Source organism: Parapedobacter koreensis (assembly GCF_900109365.1).
GTDB classification, from domain to species: Bacteria; Bacteroidota; Bacteroidia; order Sphingobacteriales; family Sphingobacteriaceae; genus Parapedobacter; species Parapedobacter koreensis.
Map to the genome: position 1 here is coordinate 39,186 of NZ_FNZR01000012.1, position 26,512 is coordinate 65,697.

General features: G+C 47.4%; 24 protein-coding genes. 14 read left to right on the forward strand and 10 right to left on the reverse strand.

The features are described 5' to 3' along the window. Positions 1-93: 93 nt before the first annotated feature. Both BMW65_RS21625 and BMW65_RS21630 read left to right on the forward strand, forming a co-directional pair. Positions 94-477 carry a DUF1573 domain-containing protein gene (locus BMW65_RS21625; protein WP_090608842.1) on the forward strand — a complete coding sequence of 128 codons (384 nt, stop codon included), beginning with the start codon at positions 94-96 and terminating at the stop codon, positions 475-477. 108 nt (positions 478-585) lie between these two features. After that, a complete protein-coding gene (locus BMW65_RS21630; protein ID WP_090608845.1) occupies positions 586-1,782 on the forward strand; it encodes a pyridoxal phosphate-dependent aminotransferase in 1,197 nt (398 codons plus the stop codon). 29 nt (positions 1,783-1,811) lie between these two features. Here BMW65_RS21630 and cmk read toward each other — a convergent pair whose 3' ends face one another. From cmk to yihA, 5 genes are all read right to left on the reverse strand, one after another. After that, positions 1,812-2,474: a (d)CMP kinase gene (gene cmk / locus BMW65_RS21635; RefSeq protein ID WP_090608847.1), complete on the reverse strand. Its 663-nt coding sequence runs from the start codon at positions 2,472-2,474 to the stop codon at positions 1,812-1,814. Positions 2,475-2,478: 4 nt separating this feature from the next. Then, a complete protein-coding gene (locus BMW65_RS21640) occupies positions 2,479-2,892 on the reverse strand; it encodes a hypothetical protein (protein ID WP_090608848.1) in 414 nt (137 codons plus the stop codon). A 12-nt stretch (positions 2,893-2,904) separates the two neighbouring features. Next, positions 2,905-5,229, reverse strand: a complete 2,325-nt coding sequence (gene topA, locus BMW65_RS21645) for a type I DNA topoisomerase (protein WP_090608850.1) — start codon at positions 5,227-5,229, stop codon at positions 2,905-2,907. 129 nt (positions 5,230-5,358) lie between these two features. Then, positions 5,359-6,207, reverse strand: coding sequence for a UbiA-like polyprenyltransferase (locus BMW65_RS21650; protein WP_090608852.1), 849 nt, complete (start codon positions 6,205-6,207; stop codon positions 5,359-5,361). A gap of 9 nt (positions 6,208-6,216) precedes the next feature. Continuing rightward, positions 6,217-6,834, reverse strand: coding sequence for a ribosome biogenesis GTP-binding protein YihA/YsxC (yihA, locus tag BMW65_RS21655; RefSeq protein ID WP_090608854.1), 618 nt, complete (start codon positions 6,832-6,834; stop codon positions 6,217-6,219). Between the two features lie 133 nt (positions 6,835-6,967). On the opposite strand from yihA, the gene BMW65_RS21660 reads away from it, so the two are divergent. The 5 genes from BMW65_RS21660 to BMW65_RS21680 are packed head-to-tail and all read left to right on the forward strand — an operon-like array spanning position 6,968 to position 10,901. After that, positions 6,968-7,978, forward strand: coding sequence for an isoaspartyl peptidase/L-asparaginase family protein (locus tag BMW65_RS21660; protein ID WP_090608856.1), 1,011 nt, complete (start codon positions 6,968-6,970; stop codon positions 7,976-7,978). Continuing rightward, positions 7,975-8,598, forward strand: a complete 624-nt coding sequence (locus tag BMW65_RS21665; RefSeq protein ID WP_090608858.1) for a C40 family peptidase — start codon at positions 7,975-7,977, stop codon at positions 8,596-8,598. Before BMW65_RS21660 ends, BMW65_RS21665 begins: the two co-directional genes overlap by 4 nt. A 57-nt stretch (positions 8,599-8,655) precedes the next feature. Beyond that, positions 8,656-9,150: a TlpA disulfide reductase family protein gene (locus BMW65_RS21670; protein ID WP_090608860.1), complete on the forward strand. Its 495-nt coding sequence runs from the start codon at positions 8,656-8,658 to the stop codon at positions 9,148-9,150. Between the two features lie 3 nt (positions 9,151-9,153). Then, positions 9,154-9,768, forward strand: a complete 615-nt coding sequence (locus BMW65_RS21675) for a thioredoxin family protein (RefSeq protein ID WP_090608862.1) — start codon at positions 9,154-9,156, stop codon at positions 9,766-9,768. Next, positions 9,750-10,901 (forward strand): P1 family peptidase, encoded by a 1,152-nt coding sequence (locus tag BMW65_RS21680; protein ID WP_090608863.1) that lies wholly within the window; start codon positions 9,750-9,752, stop codon positions 10,899-10,901. Before BMW65_RS21675 ends, BMW65_RS21680 begins: the two co-directional genes overlap by 19 nt. A gap of 9 nt (positions 10,902-10,910) precedes the next feature. On the opposite strand, the gene BMW65_RS21685 is transcribed toward BMW65_RS21680, so the two are convergent. The 3 genes from BMW65_RS21685 to BMW65_RS21695 all read right to left on the reverse strand — a co-directional run bounded on the left by BMW65_RS21685 (position 10,911) and on the right by BMW65_RS21695 (position 16,158). Next, positions 10,911-11,762: an aminotransferase class IV gene (locus BMW65_RS21685; protein WP_177181252.1), complete on the reverse strand. Its 852-nt coding sequence runs from the start codon at positions 11,760-11,762 to the stop codon at positions 10,911-10,913. Positions 11,763-11,775: 13 nt separating this feature from the next. Further along, positions 11,776-15,003 (reverse strand): S41 family peptidase, encoded by a 3,228-nt coding sequence (locus BMW65_RS21690; protein WP_090608866.1) that lies wholly within the window; start codon positions 15,001-15,003, stop codon positions 11,776-11,778. A gap of 96 nt (positions 15,004-15,099) precedes the next feature. Then, positions 15,100-16,158 carry a sensor histidine kinase gene (locus BMW65_RS21695; protein WP_177181253.1) on the reverse strand — a complete coding sequence of 353 codons (1,059 nt, stop codon included), beginning with the start codon at positions 16,156-16,158 and terminating at the stop codon, positions 15,100-15,102. Between the two features lie 450 nt (positions 16,159-16,608). On the opposite strand from BMW65_RS21695, the gene BMW65_RS21700 reads away from it, so the two are divergent. From BMW65_RS21700 to BMW65_RS21710, 3 genes are all read left to right on the forward strand, one after another. Next, complete coding sequence (locus BMW65_RS21700) at positions 16,609-17,940, forward strand: cytochrome ubiquinol oxidase subunit I (RefSeq protein ID WP_090608870.1); 1,332 nt, start codon at positions 16,609-16,611, stop codon at positions 17,938-17,940. Between the two features lie 8 nt (positions 17,941-17,948). Further along, the gene (locus BMW65_RS21705; protein WP_090608872.1) at positions 17,949-18,959 is read left to right on the forward strand and encodes a cytochrome d ubiquinol oxidase subunit II; all 1,011 of its coding nucleotides are present in this window, start codon (positions 17,949-17,951) and stop codon (positions 18,957-18,959) included. Positions 18,960-19,069: 110 nt separating this feature from the next. Further along, positions 19,070-19,396, forward strand: a complete 327-nt coding sequence (locus tag BMW65_RS21710; RefSeq protein ID WP_090608874.1) for a HesB/IscA family protein — start codon at positions 19,070-19,072, stop codon at positions 19,394-19,396. 9 nt (positions 19,397-19,405) lie between these two features. On the opposite strand, the gene bshB1 is transcribed toward BMW65_RS21710, so the two are convergent. Both bshB1 and BMW65_RS21720 read right to left on the reverse strand, forming a co-directional pair. Beyond that, positions 19,406-20,140 (reverse strand): bacillithiol biosynthesis deacetylase BshB1, encoded by a 735-nt coding sequence (bshB1, locus tag BMW65_RS21715; RefSeq protein WP_090608876.1) that lies wholly within the window; start codon positions 20,138-20,140, stop codon positions 19,406-19,408. Positions 20,141-20,187: 47 nt separating this feature from the next. After that, positions 20,188-20,817, reverse strand: a complete 630-nt coding sequence (locus BMW65_RS21720) for a DUF4294 domain-containing protein (RefSeq protein WP_090608878.1) — start codon at positions 20,815-20,817, stop codon at positions 20,188-20,190. A 123-nt stretch (positions 20,818-20,940) separates the two neighbouring features. On the opposite strand from BMW65_RS21720, the gene BMW65_RS21725 reads away from it, so the two are divergent. The 4 genes from BMW65_RS21725 to BMW65_RS21740 all read left to right on the forward strand — a co-directional run bounded on the left by BMW65_RS21725 (position 20,941) and on the right by BMW65_RS21740 (position 26,488). Next, complete coding sequence (locus BMW65_RS21725; protein ID WP_090608880.1) at positions 20,941-23,148, forward strand: RelA/SpoT family protein; 2,208 nt, start codon at positions 20,941-20,943, stop codon at positions 23,146-23,148. Positions 23,149-23,213: 65 nt separating this feature from the next. After that, the gene (locus BMW65_RS21730; RefSeq protein ID WP_090608881.1) at positions 23,214-23,720 is read left to right on the forward strand and encodes a Fur family transcriptional regulator; all 507 of its coding nucleotides are present in this window, start codon (positions 23,214-23,216) and stop codon (positions 23,718-23,720) included. A gap of 203 nt (positions 23,721-23,923) precedes the next feature. Beyond that, positions 23,924-25,198: an adenylosuccinate synthase gene (locus BMW65_RS21735; protein ID WP_090608883.1), complete on the forward strand. Its 1,275-nt coding sequence runs from the start codon at positions 23,924-23,926 to the stop codon at positions 25,196-25,198. A gap of 12 nt (positions 25,199-25,210) precedes the next feature. Continuing rightward, on the forward strand, positions 25,211-26,488 hold the full coding sequence (locus tag BMW65_RS21740; RefSeq protein ID WP_090608884.1) for an anthranilate synthase component I family protein: 1,278 nt from the start codon (positions 25,211-25,213) through the stop codon (positions 26,486-26,488). Positions 26,489-26,512: the final 24 nt, after the last annotated feature.

The following is a 26,512-nucleotide window of genomic DNA, read 5'->3' on the forward strand; positions in this document are numbered from 1 at the left end:
GATTTTGGAACATTTTTTGACCGTATCATTCCAAATCAGTAAATTTGTATAGCAATTGAAACATTTACTAAATCGAAATAAAAAAGAGAAACAATGAAAAAAATAACTACAATATGTGCCCTATTGGTTGCTTTTGTTTGCACAACAGCCTTAGGCCAGCAAAACAGCAAGGCAGAATTCAAATTCGAAAAGGAAACGCATGACTTTGGCAAAATACCACAAAATGAACCGGTTTCGTATGAATTTTCGTTTACCAACGTAGGTACTGAGCCTATTATCATCAGTGAAGTAAGGCCATCGTGCGGCTGTTCCGTCGCTGAATTTACGAAGACACCCGTTAAACCCGGTGAGACAGGTACAATCAAGGTCACCTACGATGCCAAGGTAAAGCAGCCGTTTACCAAAAATTTCACCGTTCGGTCGAATACCAAAACGCCCGTGAAAACGCTTTACATTAAGGGCGAAGTAACCGGCTAATTGACAGTATTTTGCAATTAACTCCAAAAGCCGCTATCCAATTAGCGGTTTTTTTGTGCGGTTTAAGTCAAATCCTATGCTTAATATTGCAGCAAAATAATACGTTGTATGCCTTCAATATCCGTAAAGGGCCGGGAGATGCCGGCCTCCCCTATCCGCAAGCTTACGCCTTATGCAGACAAAGCCAAGCAGGAGGGCAAGCATATTTACCATTTAAATATCGGGCAGCCTGATATTGAAACGCCGCAAATCATGCTTGATGCGATAAAAAATATTGATTTCAAGGTATGGGCGTACACGCCATCGGAAGGCACCGTTTCTTATCGCACCAAGCTAAGCAGCTATTATAACAAGCTGGGCTATGGCATCTCGCCTACCGATATTTTGGTGACCAACGGCGGATCCGAAGCCATTACCATCGCCATGCAGGCATGCATCGGCCCAGGTGAGGAAATTATCATTCCCGAGCCTTTTTATGCCAACTATAATGGGTTTGCCCATTCAGCTGGCATTGAGATAAAGCCTATCCTGTCCTATATTGAGAATGGGTTTGCGCTGCCACCGATTTCCGCATTTGAGGCATTGATCACCGAAAAGACCCGGGCTATTGCCATCTGCAATCCCAACAACCCCACAGGCTACCTCTATTCCCGCAAAGAATTGGAGGCCCTACGCGATCTTTGCCTGAAATACGATCTGTTTCTGCTGTCCGATGAGGCCTACCGTGAATTTTGCTATGATGGCAATGAATTCCTATCGCCCATGCACCTGCCCGGGCTCGAACAGCATGTGGTTGTGCTGGACACCGTATCCAAAAGGTATAGCGCCTGCGGCGCAAGATTGGGCTGTATGATCACCAAAAACGAGGAACTCTGGCGTACTGCCCTGAAATACGCGCAGGCGAGGCTAAGCCCCCCGGCTGTGGCCCAGCTTGCGGCAGAGGCTGCCGTAGATACCCCGCAAAGTTATTTTGATGCTGTAAAAGAAGAATATACTGCCAGAAGGAATACATTGGTTGCCGGCCTTAATGAAATTCCCGGGGTCTATTGTCCCAATCCCGGTGGCGCATTTTATGTGGTGGCTCAGCTACCTGTAGATGACGCCGATGACTTTTGCCAATGGATGTTGGAACATTTCGCCTATGAAAACCAAACGGTGATGATGGCGCCGGCAAGCGGCTTCTACAGTACACCGGATGCGGGAAAAAACGAGGTTAGAATTGCCTACGTATTGAATATAAACGACTTGAAGAATGCATTGGTATGCCTTGAACGGGGGCTTGCCGCTTATCCCGGCAGGGTGTAGCCGTCCGCTAGCATCGGTGAGCGGTTTTCCTACAGCCTGTCAAGTACGAATTGCAGCTGCTCCTCTTCGTTGAGATTGGTATTGTCCAATATAATGGCATCGTCAGCCCGCACTAATGGACTTTCTTCACGGGTGGTATCAATGTAATCGCGATGGGCTAAATTTTCAAACACCTCCTCAAGGGTAATGTCTTCGCCTTTGTTTTTCAATTCGAGATAGCGACGTTCGGCCCGCACCTTGGGATCAGCCGTCATAAAGATTTTCAAATCGGCATCCGGAAAAACGGTAGTGCCGATATCACGGCCGTCCATTACGATATTTTGATTGCTTCCCATACGTTGCTGCTGGTCTACCATTGCCAGCCGTACGGCCCTGATAGCACTTACCTCGCTGACATAGTCCGAAATGTACATCTGCCTGATTTCTTCCGATACATCTTCTTCATTCAGCAAAATCCGTGTCTGACCGGCATCCGTGTGGAAGTCGATATGGATAGCAGACAAGGCATCGGCTATTTTCGCTTGATCAGCTATCGGAACAACGTTTCGGATAAAATAAAGGGTCACTGCGCGATACATTGCACCGCTGTCTATATAAAGGTAATGAAGTTTTTTAGCAAGCGCTTTGGCCAACGTGCTCTTCCCGCAGGAAGAATAGCCGTCTATAGCAATAACTTTATTCGTTTTGGCCATTTAATCAATTGTTTCCTCCAATCAATACCCCCGGTTTGTTCAATACCGGAATTTTGATCAAGTTTTCGTCAATAATGCTTTCGGGAAGAAAAATATACTTCTTATCGTAGATAGTCCCATCGATATAGTAGCTGAGCCAATATTCATTGGTCAATCCGAATACCTGTTCATCTATCGCTTCAATCTTGGCATAGTCATGCGGGTCAATATCACCAATGAAATGCCGGAGTATGGTCGTCCGTACCTCCTTTTCATCCTTAACGCCATAACCTTTTGAACTCACCATTACATTTTTGATAGGCAAGTCCTTTTCATTGATAAGGTATACATTCCATACCTTTCCCGATGGCGAATCGCTTTCCAGTACCACCGCGATGGAAATATCCTGGACAATATTTTCGGGCAAATCTTTTTTCATCTCTTTGGCTCCCTATCGCCTTCCCCGCTTCTTTGGCTTTTTATCATCAGCTTCTGCCCACTGCAGTATTTCCGTATAGGTAATCGCTTGAATATCTGCACCCTTAGGTATTTTAATATTTTGTTTTCCAAAACGGATGAACGGTCCCCAACGGCCGTTTTCGATACGAGCTTCGGGATTTTCGTCAAACACTTTGATGATTTTTTCGCTATCCTTCTTCCGTTTTTCCTGAATGATTTGGACAGCCGATTCCGTAGTCACACTATGGGGATCCACGTCCTTGGGCAACGAATAGAATGCATTATCATGGCGGATATACGGGCCAAATCGGCCAATGGCTACGGTCATCTCCTTTCCTTCAAACTCGCCCACTTTTTTGGGCAATTTAAACAGGTCAAGCGCTTCTTCAAAGGTAATGGTCTCAATCATCTGTCCCGGGCGTAGACTTGCAAAACGGGGTTTTTCCTCGTCATCCGCCGTACCGATTTGCACCATGGGGCCAAACCGGCCAATACGCACGCTCACACGTTTGCCTGTCTCCGGATCCGCTCCCAATTCTCGTTCATTGGTCGCCCGATCCGCGGTCTTGATGGTGGTTTCTACTTCACTGTGGAACGGCCCATAAAAGCTGTGCAGCATGTCGGTCCATTCTTTCATACCTTGGGCTATTTCGTCAAATTCTTTTTCCACTCTTGCAGTGAAATTAAAATCAACGATTCCTTTAAAATGTTCCACAAGGAAGTCATTGACAACTACGCCAATATCGGTAGGAAATAGCTTAGCCTTTTCAGCGCCCGTGATTTCGGTTTTCGCCAGCGTCGAAAGTTTGCCTTCCACGAGCTCCAATACCCGATAGTCCCGTGATTTGCCATCCCGGTCTTCCTTCACGACATAGCCCCTGTTTTGGATGGTCGAGATCGTAGGCGCATAGGTAGATGGGCGGCCGATTCCAAGTTCTTCCAATTTCTTGACGAGACTTGCCTCTGTATACCGTGCAGGCGGCCGGGAGAAACGTTCAGTGGCCGTCAAGCGCTGCAATTGCACCTGTTGGCCTCTTTGCAGTGGGGGCAATAAGGTGTTGTCACCATCCCCGTCCAAATTAGGCTCCTGGTCTTCGTCGGTCGACTCGAAATAAACCTTGAGGAACCCGTCGAAGCGCATAATTTCCCCATTGGCCACCAATTCTTCCGGCCGTGTCGAAATCCCAATCTTTGCCGTAGTTTTCTCAAATTCCGCTTCGCTCATCTGCGAGGCGATGGCTCGCTTCCATATGAGTTCATAGAGCCGTTTCTCAGCATTGTCACCATCAATGGTATGCCGCTCGAAGTAGGTCGGTCTGATGGCTTCGTGGGCCTCTTGCGCACCCGCCGATTTTGTGCGGTACTGCCTACGCTTATGGTATTTTTCTCCATATGACGCCTTGATTTCCTGTTCGGCACCTTGCAGTGCCGTGTCGCTCAGGTTCACCGAGTCGGTACGCATGTACGTAATACGCCCAGCTTCGTAAAGCCGCTGTGCCACCGTCATTGTGCGCGCCACGGAGAAGCCCAGTTTACGGCTGGCTTCCTGTTGCAGCGTTGAAGTTGTAAAAGGTGCGGAAGGGTTGCGTTTAGCAGGCTTGGTTTCCAGGCTGTTTACTGCAAAAGTTGCTTCAGCACAATCAGAAAGGAACCGCTCCGCTTCACCCATAGTAGTAAACCGCTGCGGCAGCTCTGCCTTAAACAGTTCCTTAGGATTGCCGGTATGGAAGATGGCGACGACCTTGAAGGCTGCCTCCGCCTGAAACCGATTGATTTCCCGCTCCCTATCTACAATCAACCGAACGGCAACAGATTGAACCCGCCCTGCTGAAAGCGCTGGTTTTACCTTTTTCCACAGTACAGGAGAAAGTTCAAAGCCTACCAGCCTATCAAGTACCCGCCTCGCCTGCTGTGCATTCACCAAATTAAAATCAATCCCCCGCGGTGTTTCGATGGCCTTGAGGATCGCTGGTTTGGTGATTTCATGGAAAACTATCCGCTTGGTCTTGTCGTTCTGAAGACCCAAGGTCTCGTATAAATGCCATGATATGGCCTCGCCCTCACGGTCCTCGTCGGACGCGAGCCATACGGTCTCTGCTTCTTTAGCTAATTTTTTTAATTCGCTGACAACAGCCTTTTTATCGGCCGGTACTTCATATTTTTGTTTAAAATTATCTGCCGTATCTATTGCATCGTCGGTCTTTACCAGATCACGGATATGGCCATAACTGGATTTGACCAGGAAATCTTTGCCTAAATATTCCTCTATTGTTTTTGCTTTCGCCGGTGACTCTACAATCAGTAAGTTTTTCGCCATTGATTTTTTCAGATTTCTGCAAATAAAGGGATTTATTCAGGGAATGACAAAACGTTTTTTTTAAAAGTCGTCAGTCGGGAGCCCAAAGTCCGAAGCCGGAAGTTGGCAATTCATCCTCGGGCTCCTACTTCAAAACACCATGTCCAACAAGAAAAAACAGGCGAATACCACGGAGGCAATGCCATTGGTAGTCATGAACGCCCGATCCACCCTGCTCAAATCTGCGGGGCTCACAATCCGATGCTGGTAGATAAGCAGCCCGCAATAGAAAACTATACCGAGCAGGTAGAACCAGCTTAATGACATGAAAAACATCGGCAGTATCACAAAGAGCGCCGAAAGCACATGGCACGCCTCAGACACCCGCAAAGCTCTTCGTTTTCCCAGCCAAGCGGGAATGGAATTCAACTGATGCTGGCGATCAAACTCCTCGTCCTGCAACGCATAAATAATATCAAATCCACCCACCCAAAACAATACCGCCAACGAATAAAAAACAGGTATGACGTCGAATACGCCTGTTACCACCAAATATGCGCCAAGCGGGGCCAGGCCGAGCCCCAATCCCAGTACCAGATGGCAGAGGGGCGTAAACCGCTTCATGTAACTGTAGCCCAGTACCACAGCCAAAGCTACTGGTGCGAGATAAAAACATACCCGGTTGATAAACCAAGTAGCCGTGATAAACAGCAAGCAATTGGCGATGGTAAACACCAGCGCTTGCTGGGGGCTTACCCGCCCTGCGGGGATATCACGCATGGCGGTACGCGGGTTTGCCGCGTCGATGTCACGGTCAAGGTAGCGGTTGAATGCCATGGCTGCATTACGTGCGAAAACCATACAAGCCAACATCAGCAGCAGCTTAATCCAATCAAAAGGATGTGCCGTGGTATTAATGGCAAGAAAAAAGCCGATGATAGCAAACGGAAGCGCGAAAACGCTATGTGCAAAGAGTACAAGTGAGAAATATTTCTTCATAACGTATTGTCAACGATTCACGGCAATGAGCTGGAAATTACGGTTAATGTCATCGATAACATCCAACAGCTGCTCACAACCCAGCTGGGTTTCAGCGGACGTAAGAAAATATTGCGGCACTTCCTCAAACCACTGCTGCAGTGCCCGGTGAAATTTAGCAATAGTACCATCGGATTTGGCCTGTGATTGCTTGTCGGCTTTAGTAAACACCAGCATAAATGGCACCCCTTTTTCGCCAAGCCAATAGCAAAAGTCCAAGTCGATACGCTGTGGATCATGACGACTGTCTATCAATACAAACACGCATTGCAGGTTCTCTCGCTGCAAGAGGTAGCGGCGAATAAACTTTTCCCACGCCGCACGGCTACCTTTGGAAGCCTTTGCAAAACCATAGCCCGGCAAATCCACCAAATACCAGGCGTCATTGATTAAAAAGTGATTGATCAGTTGGGTTTTGCCCGGCGTCTGCGAAGTTTTGGCCAGGTGACGATGCCCCGTAAGCGCGTTGATAAGCGAAGACTTGCCCACATTGGAACGGCCGATAAAGGCATATTCCGGCATTTCCGGTGCCGGCAATTTATCGATACGCGTATTGCTACAAACAAACGTTGCCGTTTTGATGACCATGTTGCAAAGGTAAAACAATTGATGGGTTTTGCTGAAAGAATCACCCAGAAAACGGCCTGATGCTGTTTAAGCAGACCATTTTCGCCAAATACACAGGAATTGCTTAAATTAGGCCCGTAATTAAACTTACCTGATGAAATATTTATACGTTTTGTTGCTTATGTTAACCAATTCCATGGTTTTCAGTCAAACGCGTTATGTCATGGTTATCCATGGCGGAGCAGGCACCATTTTGAAGGAGAACATGACGCCCGACCAAGAAAGCGCATTCCGCGAAGCGCTGACGCAAGCTTTGCAAGCGGGATATACCCAGTTACAAGCGGGTAAAAGCAGTCTTGATGCCGTGGAAGCCGCCATTTTAGTCATGGAGGATAACCCGTTGTTCAATGCCGGCAAAGGGGCGGTATTTACGCATGAAGGCAAGAATGAATTGGATGCAGCCGTAATGTGGGGACCTACACGCGCCGCCGGAGCAATAGCCGGCGTGACGACCATCCGCAATCCAATCAAGGCGGCACGTGCGGTGATGGAGCAGTCTGAGCACGTCATGCTCACGGGTAAAGGCGCCGAAGCATTTGCTTCTTCAAAAGGTCTTGAAATCGTAGATCCAAGTTATTTCTGGACAGAAAACCGCTGGAAAGCCTTAGAACGCGCCTTAAAACAGGATTCGCTCAAAACACAGCTCGACCACGATGGGAATAAACAATCGACGAACCCGGCGCTTACCAATGATTATAAATATGGCACGGTAGGTGCCGTGGCACTTGACAGGGATGGACACCTCGCTGCTGGCACCTCTACGGGGGGAATGACCAATAAGCAATACGGCCGCATAGGCGACGCACCCATCATTGGTGCCGGCACCTATGCCAATGAGCGCGTGGCTATCTCCTGCACAGGCTGGGGTGAGTTTTTCATCAGGGGTATAGCCGCTTATGATGTCGCCGCCCAAATGGAATACAGTAATACGCCTGTGGCCCAAGCCGCATTGGCTGTTATTGAAAAAATCGGCAGCATGGGCGGCGATGGCGGAATGATTGCCCTGGACGATAGGGGCAATATGGCCATGCCCTTCAACACGGCGGGTATGTACCGTGGTGCCATTACGGAATCGGGAGAAATCGAAATTGCCATTTATAAATGACTAATTCACTGATACATCCCAAGGCGTACATCGCGCTCTGTCTATCCTTAAGTGTTTTTCTGCTCAGCGGGTGTCTCACCCGAAAAAATGCACTTCCACCCGACAAGGCCACGGTATCAACGCGGAGCAAGAAAGCACCCTCTCGAAACACTATCCTTACGGACGCATCGTCCGCACCAAGGGATGTACGCGCGACAGGCCGCGGGTTGATTGATGGTTATGCACAGGTATTGGGTGTACGCCCCCAGGATTTGCAAAACGTCACATTATATACCTATATAGACGATTGGATGGGCATTCCCCATCGCTCGGGCGGGGTCGATCGCCGCGGATTGGATTGCTCAGCGTTCGTAGGTATGGTCATGCGCGATGTCTATGGCAAGTCGGTACCCCGCGTATCAAAAGAAATGGCCGAGCACATCAAACGCAAATACGAACGGCAACTCCAGGAGGGCGACCTTGTCTTTTTCTCCTTTGGCCGTAGGGATATCGACCACGTGGGCATCTACCTGCATAATAATAAGTTTGTGCATGTATCGACCACCAAAGGGGTTATCATCAGCGATCTCCATGATTCGTGGTATTACAAATATTTTAAACGGGCAGGAAGCGTACGATAAGTAAATATTACGTTACTAATCTACCATTTTGGTAGTTATTTCGTTAATTTTACGTCTATGAAACGGGCGTGGATAGCGATGGTAGTTGTTGTGTTTTCGGCAAACTTGGCCGTGGCCCAAGAGCGAGTGTCCTTGATAACGTTGGATGGGTTAGAAAAACGGTTATTTAATGGTGGCGACACTACATTTGTGGTCAACTTTTGGGCTACGTGGTGTGCACCTTGCGTGGCGGAGATGCCTCACTTCGAAAAATTGCAGCAACACTATCAATCAAAACCTTTGCGCGTGCTCTTTGTTAGCTTGGATGCCAGGAAATACCAGGATGCTGTGCTGAATTTCGTCAATGCAAAGGGGCTGAAAAACGAAGTACTGATACTGGACGAAAGGGACGAGCAGTATTTCATTCCCCAAATCAGTGCGGAATGGTCGGGAGCCATACCTGCCACGCTGTTTGTCAATACAGGCAAAGGTGTGCGGATTTTCAAAGAACAAGAGTTTGATTACCAGCAATTAGAACGTAATTATTTATCCATTGTTCAACAAAATCAGTGAGTCATGAGAGCAATCATTGTTTTATTGATGGTATTGTCCGTTGTGATTTCGGCCAATACCCCTGTATCCAACGAAGGATACCAAATAGGCGATGTCGTGGAAGACTTCAGCCTCAAAAACGTGGATGGTGCCAATGTATCCCTGGCCGATTATGCCGACGCAAAAGGGTTTATCCTTATTTTCACGTGCAATACATGTCCGGTCGCCAAGGGATATGAAGATCGCATTATTGCGTTAGATAAAAAATACAAAGCACAGGGTTATCCCGTTATTGCCATCAACCCCAATGATGCCGGTGTGGAACCCCGGGAATCTTTTGAGCAGATGCAACAACGCGCCAAGGAAAAGGAATTTACATTCCCCTATCTTCTTGACCCCGATCACGTCATCACCAAGCGCTTTGCCGCTACGCACACACCACATACCTTCTTGCTGCAAAAGACAAACCAAGGCAATGTCTTGCAATACATCGGGGCCATCGACGACGATAGCCGGGGTGGCAACCCTGAAACAAAATTTGTAGAGGATGCCATCGCTTCCTTGAACACGGGGAATACACCGAACCCCAATGTGACCAAAGCTGTTGGCTGTACCATTAAATGGAAGAAAAGCTCGTGATAAGACCTTTTCATTTCACCCTATGCATATACTTACTTAGCAGCCTATCTGTATCAACGCTCCGAGGGCAAACGAAAAGCCCGAGGGATTGGGGGATACAGATAGGCGTTTTGCCTATTGGCAAGTCCAACTCCATCACGGACGTATCTGGTGTGAAGGTTGGACATGTCACGTTACATGCAGGTGATTCCGTGCGAACGGGCGTGACAGCCATACTTCCGCATGGAGGCAACATTTTCCAGCAAAAAGTGCCGGCAGCTGTATTTGCAGGAAACGGTTTCGGCAAACTTGCCGGCAGCACGCAGCTCACCGAGTTGGGCAACTTGGAATCCCCCATCATCTTGACCAATACCCTGAGCGTACCCATAGCCATGGACGCGGTAATTGACTACGTATTGGCATTGCCTGGCAACGAGAATGTCCAATCGGTCAATGCGGTCGTCGGTGAAACCAACGATGGCTACCTTAATGATATACGCGGGCGCCACGTAAAAAAAGAAGATGTGTTGGCCGCCATACGTCAGGCCAGTGAAGACAGGCCGTCGGAAGGTAGCGTGGGCGCGGGCACAGGCACGGTGTGTTTTGGCTTCAAGGGTGGCATCGGTACCGCTTCACGCCAATTGCCGGGTAGTCTCGGCGGCTATACCGTTGGCGTGCTGGTACAGACCAATTTTGGCGGTGTGTTGCAAATCAATGGCCTGCCGGTAGGCAAGCAATTGGGAACGTTTGAATTTAGTGATCGGCTGCTCAACAATGTGGATGGCTCCTGCATGATTATTGTTGCCACGGACGCCCCTTTGGATAGCCGCAACCTTGAGCGCCTGGCTAAACGAGCATTCATGGGCTTGGCCAAAACCGGAGGTATTGCCTCCAATGGTAGCGGTGACTATGTCATCTCATTTTCCAGCGCCCCCCAAGTCCGTATACCATTTCGTTCGGACGCCACGCTCCAATCTGTATCGTTGGTTCCCAACGACCTCATGTCTCCCCTATTCATGGCTGCCATCGAAGCGACCGAGGAAGCGATAATTAGCTCCCTCTTCGCCGCAATCACTACGGTAGGGAAGGCTGGGCGAAAAGTAGAAGCGATCCCCATCGAAAAGATACTTCCCCTCTTGCCCGCCAAAGACTGACCGACCTGTCTACAACGTATTGATGCGTTTGATAAATGCGTCTTGTATGAGCCGGGTAACCGGACCGACACCCCCATTTCCGATATCTAACCGCTCACCGTCAATAAAAAAAGAGCCTATCGCCGTCACCTGTGTCGTCGTACCGGCCAGAAAGGCTTCTTCGACACGCTGCAAATCCGCGACGGCGACCGCCTCTTCCTTGGCTATTATGCCCAGCTCATCCGTGATGGAAAGCACGATATCCCGCGTTACGCCGGGAAGGATGTATGGGCCATTAGGGTGTGTATATACCGTTCCATCCCGCACAAATAGAACCGACGTATGCGAACCTTCCGTAATCCACCCATGCCGATGGAAGACATTTTCGGCCATATCCGCTTGATGCGCTGCTTGGTTAGCCAGCACATTGCCCATCAGGGAAATGGATTTAATGTTGCAGCGATGCCACCTTAAATCTTCCGAAAGGAGCACGGGAACGATCTTTTGCTCAAACCCTTCAAAACGGAATGGGTAGGCATAAAGTAGTGCAGTGAGTTCTATATCAGCCGGAAAGCGATGCATGCGTGGGGCCACGCCACGTGTCACCTGCATATAGATTGCGCCATCTTCAAAATCGGATCGCATTATCGCTTCCACTATCCGTCCCCGTAGCACATCCACATCGTAGCCAATACCCACCGATGTAAGTCCCTGCTGGAGCCGTTGCACATGTTTTTCAAGGGTAAAAAGCTTGCGACGGTAAAATGGAATCACTTCATAGATGCCGTCGCCCAGCATGAAACCCCTGTCGAATACAGACACCGTGGCTTGCGCGGCAGGCAGCCACTGTCCGTTCAAAAACACTTCGTTTGGATAATTCATTTTTTCTACCACATTATTCCACATCTTTCAGCAATTCCTCAATAGCTTTTTCCAATTGCTGATCCGTGCCTTTGGCAATCACATCCGGCAGGTTTTTCACTTCGAACATGGGTTTCGTTTCATTATTTTCAAGCCATTCACCGGCTTTGTTCTTCGCGCTGATGGGCACAGCCCCCCAACGAACCCCATCCGGCAATACTTCCCAGCCAGCGAAGCTACACGTACCCGGTACGGGCATGCCCACGGTCTTGCCGATTTTCAGGTCGGTATACCCGCACGAAAAACAATGCCCATCGCTGTAATTTGCCTCATTGAACATTGCCAGCGTAGGTTTCGTCCACCGGAAAGTAGGCTCATATCCCACTGAACGATCGGCAGTGGCATAGTCCAGAAATTGTTCGCCGGTGAAGAACATCGCCAAGTCGGCAACCAAATCGCCACCCCCATTAAAACGCGTATCGACGATTACCCCTTTGCGATCGGCATATTTGCCCATCATTTCTTCGTAGATATTGCGGTACTGCCCATCGTTCATTCCAGAGATGTGCACGTACCCCAACTGGCCGCCGCTCAGGCTATCCACTTCTGCCTGATTCTGTTTTACCCATCGGCGATAGAGCAGTTGGTTTTCCTCGGCCAACGATACCGGCTTAACGGTTAGCCGTTGGCGTTTATTGGTAGCCGGATCAATCACCTCAATCAAGGTAAATTTGCCCACCTTACGATTCAAGTAGCGCGCTATATCCCGATTAGGCATTAGGGTATCCCCATCAATCTGCTCGATGATCATCCCTGCTTTGATGTCCAGGCTGGCCTTATCGAGTGGGCCACCCTTAATGACTTCCGCAATGCGTATGCCATGTCCACGATGATCATAATCCACGAAAATACCAAGCGAAGCCGTCTCATCCCCATTCTCCATGCTACCGCTGTAACGAGCTCCTGCATGCGAAACGTTCAATTCGCCCAACAGTTCGGAGAGCATTTCCGCAAATTCATAGCTATTGCCGATATGGGGAAGATATTCCGCATACTCCCCTTTCAGGCCGTCCCAATCCGCACCATGCATTTCCGGCGTATAAAACATTTTTTTGGTACGTAGCCATACGTGCTCAAACATATACTGCCGCTCGGCAGCAGCATCGTACAGCATCTCGCCTGCCACATTGATTTGTTCGCGTTTGTTATTATCGGGTGTAATTTTGGTAATACGTCCGCCGCTCAGCAAATAGAGATTTTTCATTTCTTTATCCCACAGGAGGCTTCCCCCGGAGGCATTGAGCGCTATCTCCAGTTTGGTTTCTTTGGTGCGCAAATCCGTGCTCCACAAGTTGGCATCTTTTTCGAAGCGGGCTAGGTAATAAAGTTTTTCGCCATCTTTTGAAAGTACCGCATCGTTGAGGGACGAAGAATGGATAGTCAGCCTTGATTTTCGGTCATGCAATCCCTCCCAGTCAATGGCCAGTGGATCCGTGGGTTTAGCCGTCTTGGTGGTATCCTTTGTGTCATCCTTTTTCTCATCGTCTTTTTTGTTGGCTTTTTCCAGTTCCTTCAACAGGTTGAAATCATCTTTATCAAGGTTAAACCGATCCCAATCCGCTTTTGTGAAAAATAAGGTATATACGTCCATTTGGGTAGAACCACTTGTTGCATGGCTTTTCAATCCATCACGGTTGCTAAACCACAGCAACTGCTTGCCACCATTGACCCATTTGGGCGACCGATCGCTATATCCACTCTGTGTGAGGTTTACCATTGGGCGTTTCCCCTCAACATCCAGCAGCACGACTTCACTATTTGCCATAGTAGGACGATACATGGCCATCAACCATTTGCTGTCCGGGCTCCAGGTGAAGTACTGGTCGCCATCCTGCATATGAAACAGTTGCTCCGGCGTCAGCAATGTAAGCGTATCTTTCGTATCCAAATTAAGTACCCTGAGCGTTCTTCTGTCTTCGATAAAAGCCAGTCGCTTGCCATCCGGCGATAATTCGGGCTGGTAATTGTCATGCACATTGCTCACCAAGGGTGTTTCTTCCAGCAATGTGGATGCGAAGAAGAACGGTTCTTCGGATCTGGCCTTTTTCGTTTGGAAGATCTGCCACCGGCCATTGCGTTCGCTGGCATAGACCAGTGATTTGCCGTCCGGTGCAAACTTGATAAACCGCTCCTGCTCAGGCGTATTGGTTACCCGTTTGGTCAGTTTGCCATCCACGGATGAAACAAAAACTTCTCCCCGCGCGATAAAAGCAACTTCTTTTCCATCCGGTGAAATATCCATCTCCCGCACGCCACCATTGACCGCGACGTAGCTATCATTATTTGCACGGTCTTGCGTGTATAATGTCACCGCCACTTTACGTGGCTCCTCCCCTTCCCTGAATGTGTACAATTCGCCATCATACGAAAAGCTCATCAGTCCGTTATCGGCAATTGACAGCGAGCGCACAGGATACGTCGAAAGTTGGGTCACCTGCATGTGCTGGGCTGGGTTGCCTATTGATAGCTTATGAACGTTGAACGTACCGCTCTCTTCCGAAAGGTAATAGATACTTTCACCATTTGCTGCATATACGGGGTTTCGGTCTTCACCGTAAAACGAAGTGATTTTAGTATGCTTACCGGTAGTGGCATCATAGCTCCAAATATCACGGGCTATGGCCGATTGGTGGTGTTTGCGCCATTCATTCTCTCCACCCTTTTTATCGTGGTATATCCATGTTTTGCCGTCTTTGCTGACCTGCACATATTCCGCCGGTGTCGTCAGCAGCAGTTGTATCCGGCCGCCCGCTACCGGTACCGAGTAAAGCTCGGGCTGTGATGCCGTGGGGTACTGGCGGTGACTGGCCAAATCCTGCCTGTTGCCACCAAAAAACACCGAAGATCCATCGGCACTGAACGTATAGGGAAACTCGTCGTTAGAATGGTACGTCAGCCGTGTAGCCTCCCCGCCTTCGGCGGCCATTACAAACACATCGAAATTGCCATACCTATCCGATGCAAAAGCAATCTGCCGGCCGTCCTTGCTCCATACCGGCATGAAGTCATGGGCACTGTGGAAGGTCAGTTGGGTAGCCCTGCCACCCGAAGCGGGCACCCGGTATAAGTCGCCTTTATAAGTAAAAGCAATCGCATTTCCATCCGGTGATATGGCGGGGTACCGTGCCCACTTGGGCGCTACCTGTGCTTGGACTACGGTAGCAAACAGAATACCCAGTACAAATTGTATCAATTGTTTCATAGCTAAAATCAAGTTGCGCATTAAAAATACGGCTACCAATATAGCGGTTTAAAGTTGAATGGCACAAGGATACGGGCCTGTAGCTGGAAAATTACGTCAATTCACCAAAGGCAGCGACAAGCTGAATGTTGTACCCTTCCCTAGTTCGCTTTCAAAGGCTATGTTGCCATTTTGAGCCACGGTATACTCTTTGCATAAAAACAATCCCAAGCCTATCCCCCGCTCATTATTCGTTCCATAGGTCGAGCGCGTTCGCAGCGAAAATAGCTCCACCTGCTGCTCTTTCGACATCCCGATGCCATTATCTTCCACCAGAATCCGGCAACGCTCCCCGCTTCTAACTACCGAAATACGAATGTATCCACCCGACAATGTAAATTTAATCGCATTATTCAGCAAATTGCGGACAATCAGTTGCAACATGTCCCGGTCTACCATTGCCTGCAAGGACTGGTCGAGACAAGTTTCCATGGCAATACCTTTTTGGGCAGCATAAATCTTCTGAATATCAATGACAGGCATCAGTATTTCACTGACATTATTTTGCACCAGCTCTACATGAAGGCCCCGCAATTGGCTTTGGGACCATACCAACATATTGGAAAGCATTTCCTGAGTCCCATGCAACGCATTAGCCAGTCCACGTTCTACCTGTTTTCGTTCATCCGCCGCAAGCCGTTCACTGGCTACCAAACGGACATAACTGTGCAAAGAAGACAACGGGGCTTGCAAATCATGTGAAATAATGGAAAAAAGTTTCAATTTTTCATCATTCAACTGCGCTAATTCAATGGCTTTTTGATCGGATGATTTCTTTTCTTTGTTATATGCTTCCTTCAGGTAAAACAGGCTAAAAAAGCTTACAACAATGCCCGTAGCATACGTAAATGCAATATCCACAAACAGCGCTTTGTCATCTACATAAGAAACCTGTACGGAATTGGGTAAGTGATATTCAATGACAAGCAATCCAATTACGACTAATAAACACAATGATACCCACAGCCAATATAACGATCTCGGTGAAACAATAATGACGAGTATAAAGACCAGTATAAAGGATAAAAGCGAAGCCCCCCGTATCCCCGCACTGTAGAAGTAGTTGACTGCAAATAACAAGATAACCAGTATGGATGACACGACCAAACTGAACATCAATCGCTTCCTGAATCGGGCTGTATAATAAATATAACTCAGGAAGACTGTCAAAATGAAAAAAATTACCGCCGTGACCTTCAATCCAGACAAATAATTGAAGGGAATATTGAACACCATAATAAAAATGGCAATCAGGCAAACGGAATTAAACAATCGATTTTCCAGGGTCAACGTCGTTTCATCACCAATTAAGAAACTTATACATCGCCTAGTATAAATTTTGATTTTTTGAAAGAGCCCGACGGTCATAGCACAAAAGTACATAAAGTACGGAGAAAATTTATTTATTTAATAGATATCCGACCCGTTTAAACAATCAGGGCGCGGCTTAATTTAGAAAGAATACAAATTATTGCTATGGACTATTAACCTTGTAATTACGGGGACAGGGTGTTTATTAAACTGTTAACTTTAAACACTTTTAAAACAACCCAACTTGTATGTGTCATGGATGATTTTATAGCAGCGCGCTCCCAAATGGCCGTATCCCTTGGATTTCATATCATATTTGCGTGCGTTGGTATGGTTATGCCTTTTTTTATGGCGATATCGCACCTTATCTACCTGAAGACAGGCAATATGGTCTACAAGGGATTAACCAAGGCGTGGAGTAAGGGAGTGGCCATTCTATTTGCCACAGGAGCGGTATCAGGTACGATGCTTTCTTTTGAATTGGGATTGCTGTGGCCTACTTTTATGGAACATGCCGGGCCGATATTCGGCATGCCGTTTTCATTGGAGGGCACCGCTTTTTTTATCGAAGCCATTGCACTTGGTTTCTTTCTTTATGGTTGGGATCGATTGAAACCTTGGTTTCATTGGATCACCGGGCTCATTGTCGGATTAAGTGGATTAGCCTCCGGTATATTGGTTGTAGCTGCCAACGCATGGATGAACAGTCCGTCTGGCTTCGATTTCGTCAATGGTGAATACCTCAATATCGATCCCATCCAAGCCATGTTTAATGCGGCATGGTTTTCACAGGCACTGCACATGACCCTTGCTGCCTTCGCAGCCACTGGGTTTGCGGTTTCAGGTATCCACGCTTTCATGATTCTCCAAAAGAAAAATGTGACCTTTCACGCCACCGCTTTCCGCATCACGGCATTATGCGCTTGTATCGCTGCACTCTTGCAGCCGATAAGTGGGGATATATCCGCTAAAGATGTAGCCAAACGCCAACCAGCAAAACTGGCAGCCATGGAAGCCCATTTCGAGACCGAGGCCCATGCTCCTTTTGTCGTCGGCGGCATTCCTGATGAAGGTGAAAAAACGGTAAAATACGCTATCAAGATACCGAAATTATTGAGTTTTCTTGCCCACGGAGACCCGGAGAAACCGGTCATCGGCTTGAATGAGATTCCCCGGAAAGATTGGCCTCCGGTGGTGATCACTCATTACGCCTTCCAGCTTATGATTACTTTGGGCATGTTATTGGCCCTACTGGCCTTTATTTATTTAATAGCCTTGATTAAACGCAGGAAATGGCTGGCAAGCCGGTGGTTGCTTCGACTATTCGTAATCGCCACCCCAATGGGATATATCGCCGTAGAAGCCGGATGGATAGTCACCGAGGTAGGCCGCCAACCCTGGATTATCTATGGCGTGATGCGTACCGCAGATGCTGTCACGCCCATGCCCGGTATTGCTTATTCATTTTATTTATTTACGGCCGTGTTTGTTTCCCTTTCAGCTATTGTTGTCTTTCTACTCCATCGTCAAATGAAGATGGTCGGCAAACTTTACGATGCAACCGATCCCGACTATCAATCCAACTAATCATTGCCATGCTATACGTCGTCATCATATTTCTGTGGGCATCCATCTGTTTGTACCTCTTACTTGGAGGCGCTGATTTTGGGGCCGGTATCGTTGAGTTGACTGTTCGCCGCAAACATAATTTACGGGTACGGAGTATTATGTCGCACGCCATCGGCCCAATTTGGGAAGCCAATCACATGTGGCTGATCATTGCCATTGTCATCCTATTCGTAGGATTTCCTGAAATTTATACCACGATGTCGATCTATATGCACATTCCACTCGTGGCCATGTTATTGGGCATCATGGCCAGGGGCACGGCATTTGTTTTCCGCAGCTATGATGCCGTAGCTGATGAGTGGCAGCGTGTATATACGTATATCTATACTTGGTCAAGTGTGATTACGCCATTTTTCTTAGGCATGATTGCGGCAGCCACCGTAGCCCGTACTATTGATGTAGGAGCCACTGATTTCGTCTCTGCCTATATTGGCAGTTGGGTGAGTTGGTTCGGTGTAGCGATTGGTTTTTTTACGACGAGCATCTGTGGATACCTTGCGGCAACCTATGCTATCGGGGCCGTTGAAAATGAATACGACAGGACATTGATGATTCGCAGTGCCAAACGGTTTATTTACCTCGTGGTTGGGGCGGGTGCCTTGGTCTTTCTATCAGCCACGTATTCAGATATCCCCTTAATGGATTGGATATTCGGAGCACGCATTGGGCAAGCAGCCATCCTATTGGCCACAATATCCTTAGGACTGACATTCCTTGCATTCAAAAGACGAAAAGCGGTCGCTGCCCGTGTATTGGCAGGTTTTCAGGTAACCATGATCTTACTGGCAGCAACGTACCAACATTATCCAGAGCTGGTGCTCTTCAAGCATGGTGGTGGCTTGTCATTGATTGAGCATGCCGACAATGCCAAAACCATTGCGGCCCTTGCGTGGGCGCTGTTATTAGGTAGCCCACTCATCTTACCGTTTTTGTTTTACCTCATGCGCGTATTTGGCAAACGATCTCCCTACCCATAAATTATGACATCCACCAAACGTTTGGCTATTTGCATATTGGGTGAATATTGCGATATTTGTATGTTTTAGGATCAGGAGTCAGAAAGCTGGCAGCTTAATAACTAACAAAAATGGTAACGGTAACAGAAAAAGCAAAACAACGTATCCTTGATATCTTACGCGAGGAAAGTTACGATAGCACATATTTCGTTCGGGTGGCTGTGGAAAGTGGTGGTTGCTCTGGATTGAGCTACAAGCTCAATTTTGACAATGAAGAGAAGAAGGGCGACCAATTTTTCGAAGATAAAGGTGTTAAAATCTGCTTGGACATCAAGTCTTACCTCTATTTAGCGGGGACGGAGCTGGACTACACGGATGGCCTTACTGGTAAAGGATTTGAATTCCATAACCCCAATGCTTCCCGTACGTGTGCTTGCGGGGAAAGCTTCGCGGTTTAGTCACTTCCGCTATTTCAGTGCAAACAAATCATCCACCCCCAATAACCTGCGGCACGTAAAGCCTTCGGCATATTTTGCTCCGATATATTTGCCGTATTCCCTTGCCCTGCCTTCGATATATTCTAAAAAATCCGGTCTCGAAATATAGGTTTCAGGCTCATTTGAGGCGTATGCTTCGTTGTGAAACTGTGATTTAAATGCCTTAATAGCATTTATTTTGCCTTCCCAGTGGTCACTAACGTCTACCACGATATCGGGTTTGATATAATAGTCCTGAATCAGCTGAAGCACCAGCCTCGGACGATGAGGCACCTGAACGCTGCCTTCATCAATGGTTTCTATTTTACGCAAGCCAGCAAGGAAAACCGCATCGTTGACTAAGTCCCCCGATCGCCCGTGATCCGGATGCCTGTCATATAGCGCATTGGAAATGATAATTTCCGGGCGATATTTCCGTATGGATTGAACCACTTGTAGTTGATGTGACTCATCATTACGGAAAAAACCGTCACGCATTCCCAAGTTTTCCCTCACCGATAGTCCGAGCACCGCTGCAGCATGACGTGCTTCCTCATGGCGTGATTCCGGGGTTCCTCTTGTGCCCAATTCACCGCGTGTCAAATCAACGATACCCACCTTCTTGCCCATGGCTACATGTTTGAGAATGGTACCACCACAACCTAATTCGGCGTCATCTGGATGTACGGCAATGATTAAAATATCCAGCTTGTTGTTTTCTTCCATGTACGAGTGTTCAACAATTTTGGCGCAAAGATAATAAATGTATTGGATCAGAAATAACGGCTGGTTGGTCGTTCTAAGCTTCGGATGATATTTTCGATTTCGAAATCCTCTTCCGGATGGTAAGTATTTTTGAGGTTATGGCCAAATACCCTTGCGACAGACTGGTAGAAGAAAGCGGTGAATCCACCCCTTAATTCCTTCACCACCTCATAGCTGGAGCTGCCTGTTTGGCGGTCGATGAGTTTAATCAGAATTTCCCCCTGTGAAATGGTCAATTTCTTGACTTCCCTGTTGAACATGTCCTTGATTTCTTTCTCACAGGCTTTTACGAGCCGTTTTTGCTCCCGCTTGCTATTGGTCAAAGCCAAATCACGGTAAAGTTGCTGGTACCTATTTTGTGCAAATTTGGCGTAGGGCAATACCTTGATCACGTTATAGCGTAGCCGCATGTAGCGGGCCTTATCTTCCGGGCTCCTAAATACTCGTTTTCGGGTGACTTCTACTTCCGGGATTAGCAGCCAGGGCATCTGCACGCCGTCTACCACGGCCGTAAGCACCATCTGTCCTTCTCGCCGCTGAGTTTCGTTACGTGACAAAGCAACGGTATCCTGCTGCCCCATCACGTCGCTTGCAAGCACCATAGCACTTAAAAAAAACAACACACGTAGATAACCCATTTACTTAATATCGATAATTATCCGTATATTTATGAATTAAACGAAAGGACAAACATTTTGTCCAATATCATTACGGACATACAAAGATAAAAATTCTCGGCAATAAAGTGTAAGGCGATATATATGAAAGAATTAGTGATCGATTTAGAAGCAGAAAGTAAAGAAATACGCAAGCGATATCGCGCATTGCTACGCGCCTGTAAGCCTACCTTGCAGCGTGGAGACAAACAAATGATACGCAAAGCTTTTGATATGGCGCTGGATAGCCACAAGGACATGCGTCGCAAATCCGGAGAACCTTACATTTATCACCCTATCGCAGTCGCCCAGATTGCAGCAGAAGAAATCGGCTTAGGCACCACTTCCATTGTTTGCGCCTTATTACATGACGTGGTGGAAGATACGGATATTTCATTGGAGGATATCGAACGTGAATTTGGTAAAAAAGTGGCCCGTATTATCGATGGTTTGACCAAGATATCCGGCATCTTTGATCCCAATAGCTCCATGCAAGCCGAAAATTTCCGGAAGATGCTGCTTACCCTTGCTGATGATGTCCGTGTTATCCTTATCAAGCTGGCCGACCGCCTGCACAACATGCGCACCATGGATTTCATGCCCCGGGATAAACAACTGAAAATTGCATCGGAGACCTCTTACCTTTATGCGCCGCTTGCTCACCGTCTAGGCCTGTATGCCATCAAGTCCGAGTTGGAAGATCTTTCCATGAAGTATACGGACCCCGATACGTATAAATTCATCGCCAGAAAACTCAACGAAAAAAAGGCTGAACGGGAGCGGTTTATCCATAATTTTATCGGGCCTATCAAAGAGATATTGCTTGAGCAGGGCATCAAAGCCCAAGTATTCGGCAGACCGAAGTCTATTCATTCCATTTGGAACAAAATGCGTAAAAAATCAATCCCCTTTGAGGAGGTATATGATTTATTTGCCATCCGTATCATCATTGATGCAACCCAGGAAAATGAAAAGGCCGAATGTTGGAAAGCCTACTCCATCGTGACCGATCTTTACCGTCCCAATCCAGACAGGTTGCGTGATTGGATTTCATCGCCCAAGGCCAATGGCTATGAGTCTCTCCACACCACCGTGATGGGCCCTAAAGGCCAGTGGGTAGAAGTACAAATCCGCACCGTACGGATGAACGAAATCGCCGAAAAGGGCTTTGCCGCACACTGGAAATACAAGGAATCAAATTCAGACAGCGGGCTCGACCAATGGATACAGAAAGTAAGGGAAATATTGAGCAACCCGGAGCCGAATGCCTTGGACTTCCTGGATGATTTCAAGATGAATTTATTTTCAGATGAAATCTTCATTTTTACTCCGAAGGGAGCGCTTATCCAACTACCAAACGATGCCACCGCACTTGACTTTGCCTTCGAGATACATTCCGACTTGGGTGCCAGTTGCATCGGTGCCAAAGTAAACCATAAGTTGGTGCCACTGAGCCACAAACTCCAGAACGGCGACCAGGTGGAGATCATCACCTCCAGTAAGCAGACCCCAAAAGAAGACTGGCTTAATTTCGTAGTCACAGCCAAAGCCAAGTCCAAGATAAAGTCAGCCCTGAAGGAAGAAAAAAGGCGCGTAGCCGAAGATGGGAAGGAAATTCTTGAGCGGAAGTTGAAATCGCTGAAAATTACCTACAATACGGAAAATATCAACAAGCTCACTTCGTTTTTTAAATTCCCTTCATCGCAGGATTTATTCTACAACGTGGCTAAGGGCGACATCGACATCAAAAACCTGAAAGAATTTGCCCTGAGCGAAAAAACAGTCGAACAGCAAAACGGACAGCAGTTCAACTCGCACATTAGTGGACTGGTTGATAAGATCAATAAAAAGGATTACGAAACGTTACTGATTGGTGATGACTTGCAAAAAATCGACTACACGCTTTCCCCGTGTTGCAATCCAATTCCAGGCGATGATGTTTTTGGCTTCATTACAATTAATGACGGCATTAAAATACATCGGACCAATTGTCCGAACGCGGCCAAACTGATGGCCAACTATGGCTATCGTATTGTCAAAGCCAAATGGACATCCCAGAAAGAGCTGGCATTCCTTACAGGGCTACACATCGTGGGTATAGACGATGTGGGGCTTGTCAATAAAATCACGAAAGTCATTTCACACGATTTCAAAGTAAATATCCGTTCCATTACCATTTCCAGCAATGACGGCATCTTTGAAGGTTCCATTATGATTTTCGTCAATGATACGGCCCATCTGGAAAACCTTATCAAACACCTTAAACAGATCAAAGGGATCACCGGCATTACGCGGTTCGACTCCACCAATTGAGAGGTGGTGCCTGATTTGCATTTTCATGCAATTTTATGTAAATTTGTACGTTTAACTTTCGGATGATGACTCAAACGGAAAACTATCAAACAGTAAAGAAAATTTTCGAGGCTTACCTTGAAAACAAAAGCCTTCGCAAGACGCCGGAGCGCTATGCCATTCTTGAAGAAATTTATTCCCGAAATGACCATTTCGATGTGGAATCGTTGTATATCCACATGAAAAATAAAAAATATCGTGTCAGCCGAGCGACCGTATACAACACGTTGGAATTATTGGTATCATGCGATTTGGTGACCAAACACCAATTTGGCAAAAACATGGCCCAATTTGAAAAGTCGTATGGATACAAGCAGCATGATCACATCATTTGTATCGAATGCGGCAAAGTTGTGGAATTTTGTGACCCACGTATCCACCAGATACAGAGCATGATGGGTGAGTTGCTAAAGTTTGACATTAAGCACCATTCCCTGAATTTATACGGAATATGCAGCGATTGCTCGGCTAAGAAAGCAGGATTACCCGGACAACCCTCCCTGAAGAAAAGAGAATTGGCTGAGACCCATTGAACTTGATTCGATCCAACTTTTATTTTTCACGCGCAGCCAGCGAACGGGCATTGCTCGGCTTTTCGATTTTAAAATCGGAGAATATTAAAATAATGTTAGATTTGCCACGAAATTGATGTTCCAGCAATTCGCAGCATCGGGGATACGCTTACCATCTTTCACTGATTATTAAATGATTTCAATTTTTCAACGCTGATTAAATTATGCAAGTTGATGTGCTTTTGGGCCTGCAATGGGGCGACGAAGGTAAGGGCAAAATTGTGGATGTGCTCTGCCCAAAATACGATTTGATTGCTCGCTTCCAAGGCGGGCCAAACGCAGGACATACCTTGGAATTTGACAACCAAAAATACGTCTTGAATACCATCCCTTCCGGTATCTTCAATAAAGATACCCTCAACCTTATTGGTAATGGGGTGGTGATCGATCCCATCATCCTCAAACGGGAACTCGACACGTTAAAGAGAAACGGTTTTGATCCGGTAGCCACAGAAAAATTGGTCATTGCCCGCAAGGCCCACCTCATCCTGCCTACGCACCAGCTGCTGGATGCAGCTTCGGAAAGCAAAATGGGCGCTGGCAAAATCGGTTCCACGCTCAAAGGTATCGGCCCTACCTATATGGATAAAACCGGACGCAATGGGCTCCGTGTGGGCGATACGACCCTGCCTGATTTCATGGATCGCTACCAGCGGCTTGTGGAAAAACACAAATCCATCTTGTCCCACTACGGCGAAATCCCTGATTTTAGTGAGCGTGAGCAAGCATTCATGGAAGCCATCGAATTCCTGAAAACCATCCCCCACGTAGATAGCGAGCATTTGGTAAACCAATACCTACGGGAAGGTAAACACGTGCTTGCAGAAGGGGCGCAGGGTACACTACTGGATATCGACTTCGGCTCATACCCTTTCGTGACGTCTTCAAATACCACTACGGCAGGTGCTTGCACTGGTTTGGGGATTGCACCTTCCAAGATTGGCCACGTTATCGGCATTTTCAAAGCCTATTGTACCCGTGTTGGCGGTGGTCCATTCCCTACCGAGCTCGAAAACGAGACCGGGGAGCAACTTCGCCAATTAGGCCATGAATTCGGTGCAACGACCGGACGCCCGCGCCGCACCGGATGGATTGATCTACCAGCGCTGAAGTACGCCATTATGCTCAATGGGGTCACCGAATTGGTGATGACCAAGGCTGATGTATTGAGTGGGTTTGACACGATCAACGTGTGCACCCATTACATTCAAAATGGCGAAAAAATCGATTACATGCCTTATGACATTGTGAGCATCAAACCAGAGCCGGTATATGAGCAACTCAAGGGATGGGACACCGATTTATGCAGCATCACCCGCAAGGATCAAATCCCTGAAACTTTGCAAGAGTATATCCATTACTTGGAGCAGCACCTTGGCGTACCCATTAAATACCTGTCTGTAGGGCCGGATCGCACGCAGACACTGTTATTGAGCTGATATTAGTTGATTATGGTATCATTAGCATGCCATCTTGCTGATAGCGATGTATTCACCCAAAAGGCGTTGCAATGGGCTGCACAGTTTGATAGCGTGTGCTACCTCGATTCCAATGGCTACCGCGACAATTACGGCAATATTGACGTATTTATTGCCGTAGGATCCACTGCATCTTTTATGTCTGATGGCAAGGATACATTTGAAAAGCTCCAAGAATTTATTGACAACCACCCCAACACCTGGGTTCCGGGATTCCTGGGATACGATTTAAAGAATGAAATCGAGGACCTCCATTCTCGTCATCCCAATCATACGGGCTTTCCGGATGCCTATTTTTTTGTACCACAATATACGTTGCTTATTGGCCAGTACAATGCAGAAATCAAAGGTCCGGATCCGCAAGCAATCATCAAGCAAATTGAGGCAACGGAATTAAAGGATGAGCCGTTGGAATTCAAGGGGCAATTGAAATATCGCATGAACAGGACGGCCTATTTTTCGGCTTTTGCCGAATTGCAGCACCATATTCATCAAGGCGATATCTATGAAGTAAATCTCTGCCAGGAATTCTTTGCCGAGCAAGTCTCCCTCAATCCCTTGAGTGCCTATCGGAAGCTCAACGAAGTGTCGCCTACCCCCTTTTCTTGCTTCTTTAAATTTGGGCAGAAATACATCCTTTCTGCTTCACCAGAACGTTTTCTATCCAAAAGTGGCAATACGTTGCTTTCCCAGCCCATCAAAGGGACGGCTCCCAGGGGCAAAACTGCTGGCGAGGACGAGCAGCTGAAGGCCACATTGGCGGCTAACCCCAAGGAAATCAGTGAAAACATCATGATTGTAGATTTGGTCCGGAATGACCTTACCCGAAGCGCCAAACCGGGTAGTGTGCGGGCCTCCGACCTCCTACAGATACACAGTTTCAAACAAGTACACCAGCTGATTTCGACGATTGTCTGCCAAATACAGGAAGGGATGACTGCTACGGAGACCATCCGGAATACCTTTCCGCCCGGTTCGATGACCGGAGCTCCCAAAATCAGTGCAATGAAACTGATAGACCGCTATGAAAACAGCCGCCGAGGAATATATTCCGGTGCACTGGGGTATTTCAGTCCGCAAGGCAACTACGATTTCAGTGTTGTTATCCGTACACTGCTATATAATGCAGAAAACGGTTACCTCTCGTTCCATACAGGTGGGGCCATTACCTATAATGCCGATCCCGAAAAGGAATATAACGAATGCTTGCTAAAAGGGAAAGCATTGTTTGAAGTGCTCAAAAGCCAGTGATGGAATGGCACTTCGCTACATGGA

Bases quoted from the DNA above. Each gene is read 5' to 3' on its own strand.
- BMW65_RS21625 (WP_090608842.1), top strand. From the start codon at position 94: ATGAAAAAAATAACTACAATATGTGCCCTATTGGTTGCTTTTGTTTGC.
- BMW65_RS21630 (WP_090608845.1), top strand. From the start codon at position 586: ATGCCTTCAATATCCGTAAAGGGCCGGGAGATGCCGGCCTCCCCTATC.
- cmk (WP_090608847.1), bottom strand. From the start codon at position 2,474: ATGGCCAAAACGAATAAAGTTATTGCTATAGACGGCTATTCTTCCTGC.
- BMW65_RS21640 (WP_090608848.1), bottom strand. From the start codon at position 2,892: ATGAAAAAAGATTTGCCCGAAAATATTGTCCAGGATATTTCCATCGCG.
- topA (WP_090608850.1), bottom strand. From the start codon at position 5,229: ATGGCGAAAAACTTACTGATTGTAGAGTCACCGGCGAAAGCAAAAACA.
- BMW65_RS21650 (WP_090608852.1), bottom strand. From the start codon at position 6,207: ATGAAGAAATATTTCTCACTTGTACTCTTTGCACATAGCGTTTTCGCG.
- yihA (WP_090608854.1), bottom strand. From the start codon at position 6,834: ATGGTCATCAAAACGGCAACGTTTGTTTGTAGCAATACGCGTATCGAT.
- BMW65_RS21660 (WP_090608856.1), top strand. From the start codon at position 6,968: ATGAAATATTTATACGTTTTGTTGCTTATGTTAACCAATTCCATGGTT.
- BMW65_RS21665 (WP_090608858.1), top strand. From the start codon at position 7,975: ATGACTAATTCACTGATACATCCCAAGGCGTACATCGCGCTCTGTCTA.
- BMW65_RS21670 (WP_090608860.1), top strand. From the start codon at position 8,656: ATGAAACGGGCGTGGATAGCGATGGTAGTTGTTGTGTTTTCGGCAAAC.
- BMW65_RS21675 (WP_090608862.1), top strand. From the start codon at position 9,154: ATGAGAGCAATCATTGTTTTATTGATGGTATTGTCCGTTGTGATTTCG.
- BMW65_RS21680 (WP_090608863.1), top strand. From the start codon at position 9,750: ATGGAAGAAAAGCTCGTGATAAGACCTTTTCATTTCACCCTATGCATA.
- BMW65_RS21685 (WP_177181252.1), bottom strand. From the start codon at position 11,762: ATGAATTATCCAAACGAAGTGTTTTTGAACGGACAGTGGCTGCCTGCC.
- BMW65_RS21690 (WP_090608866.1), bottom strand. From the start codon at position 15,003: ATGAAACAATTGATACAATTTGTACTGGGTATTCTGTTTGCTACCGTA.
- BMW65_RS21695 (WP_177181253.1), bottom strand. From the start codon at position 16,158: ATGTTCAGTTTGGTCGTGTCATCCATACTGGTTATCTTGTTATTTGCA.
- BMW65_RS21700 (WP_090608870.1), top strand. From the start codon at position 16,609: ATGGATGATTTTATAGCAGCGCGCTCCCAAATGGCCGTATCCCTTGGA.
- BMW65_RS21705 (WP_090608872.1), top strand. From the start codon at position 17,949: ATGCTATACGTCGTCATCATATTTCTGTGGGCATCCATCTGTTTGTAC.
- BMW65_RS21710 (WP_090608874.1), top strand. From the start codon at position 19,070: ATGGTAACGGTAACAGAAAAAGCAAAACAACGTATCCTTGATATCTTA.
- bshB1 (WP_090608876.1), bottom strand. From the start codon at position 20,140: ATGGAAGAAAACAACAAGCTGGATATTTTAATCATTGCCGTACATCCA.
- BMW65_RS21720 (WP_090608878.1), bottom strand. From the start codon at position 20,817: ATGGGTTATCTACGTGTGTTGTTTTTTTTAAGTGCTATGGTGCTTGCA.
- BMW65_RS21725 (WP_090608880.1), top strand. From the start codon at position 20,941: ATGAAAGAATTAGTGATCGATTTAGAAGCAGAAAGTAAAGAAATACGC.
- BMW65_RS21730 (WP_090608881.1), top strand. From the start codon at position 23,214: ATGACTCAAACGGAAAACTATCAAACAGTAAAGAAAATTTTCGAGGCT.
- BMW65_RS21735 (WP_090608883.1), top strand. From the start codon at position 23,924: ATGCAAGTTGATGTGCTTTTGGGCCTGCAATGGGGCGACGAAGGTAAG.
- BMW65_RS21740 (WP_090608884.1), top strand. From the start codon at position 25,211: ATGGTATCATTAGCATGCCATCTTGCTGATAGCGATGTATTCACCCAA.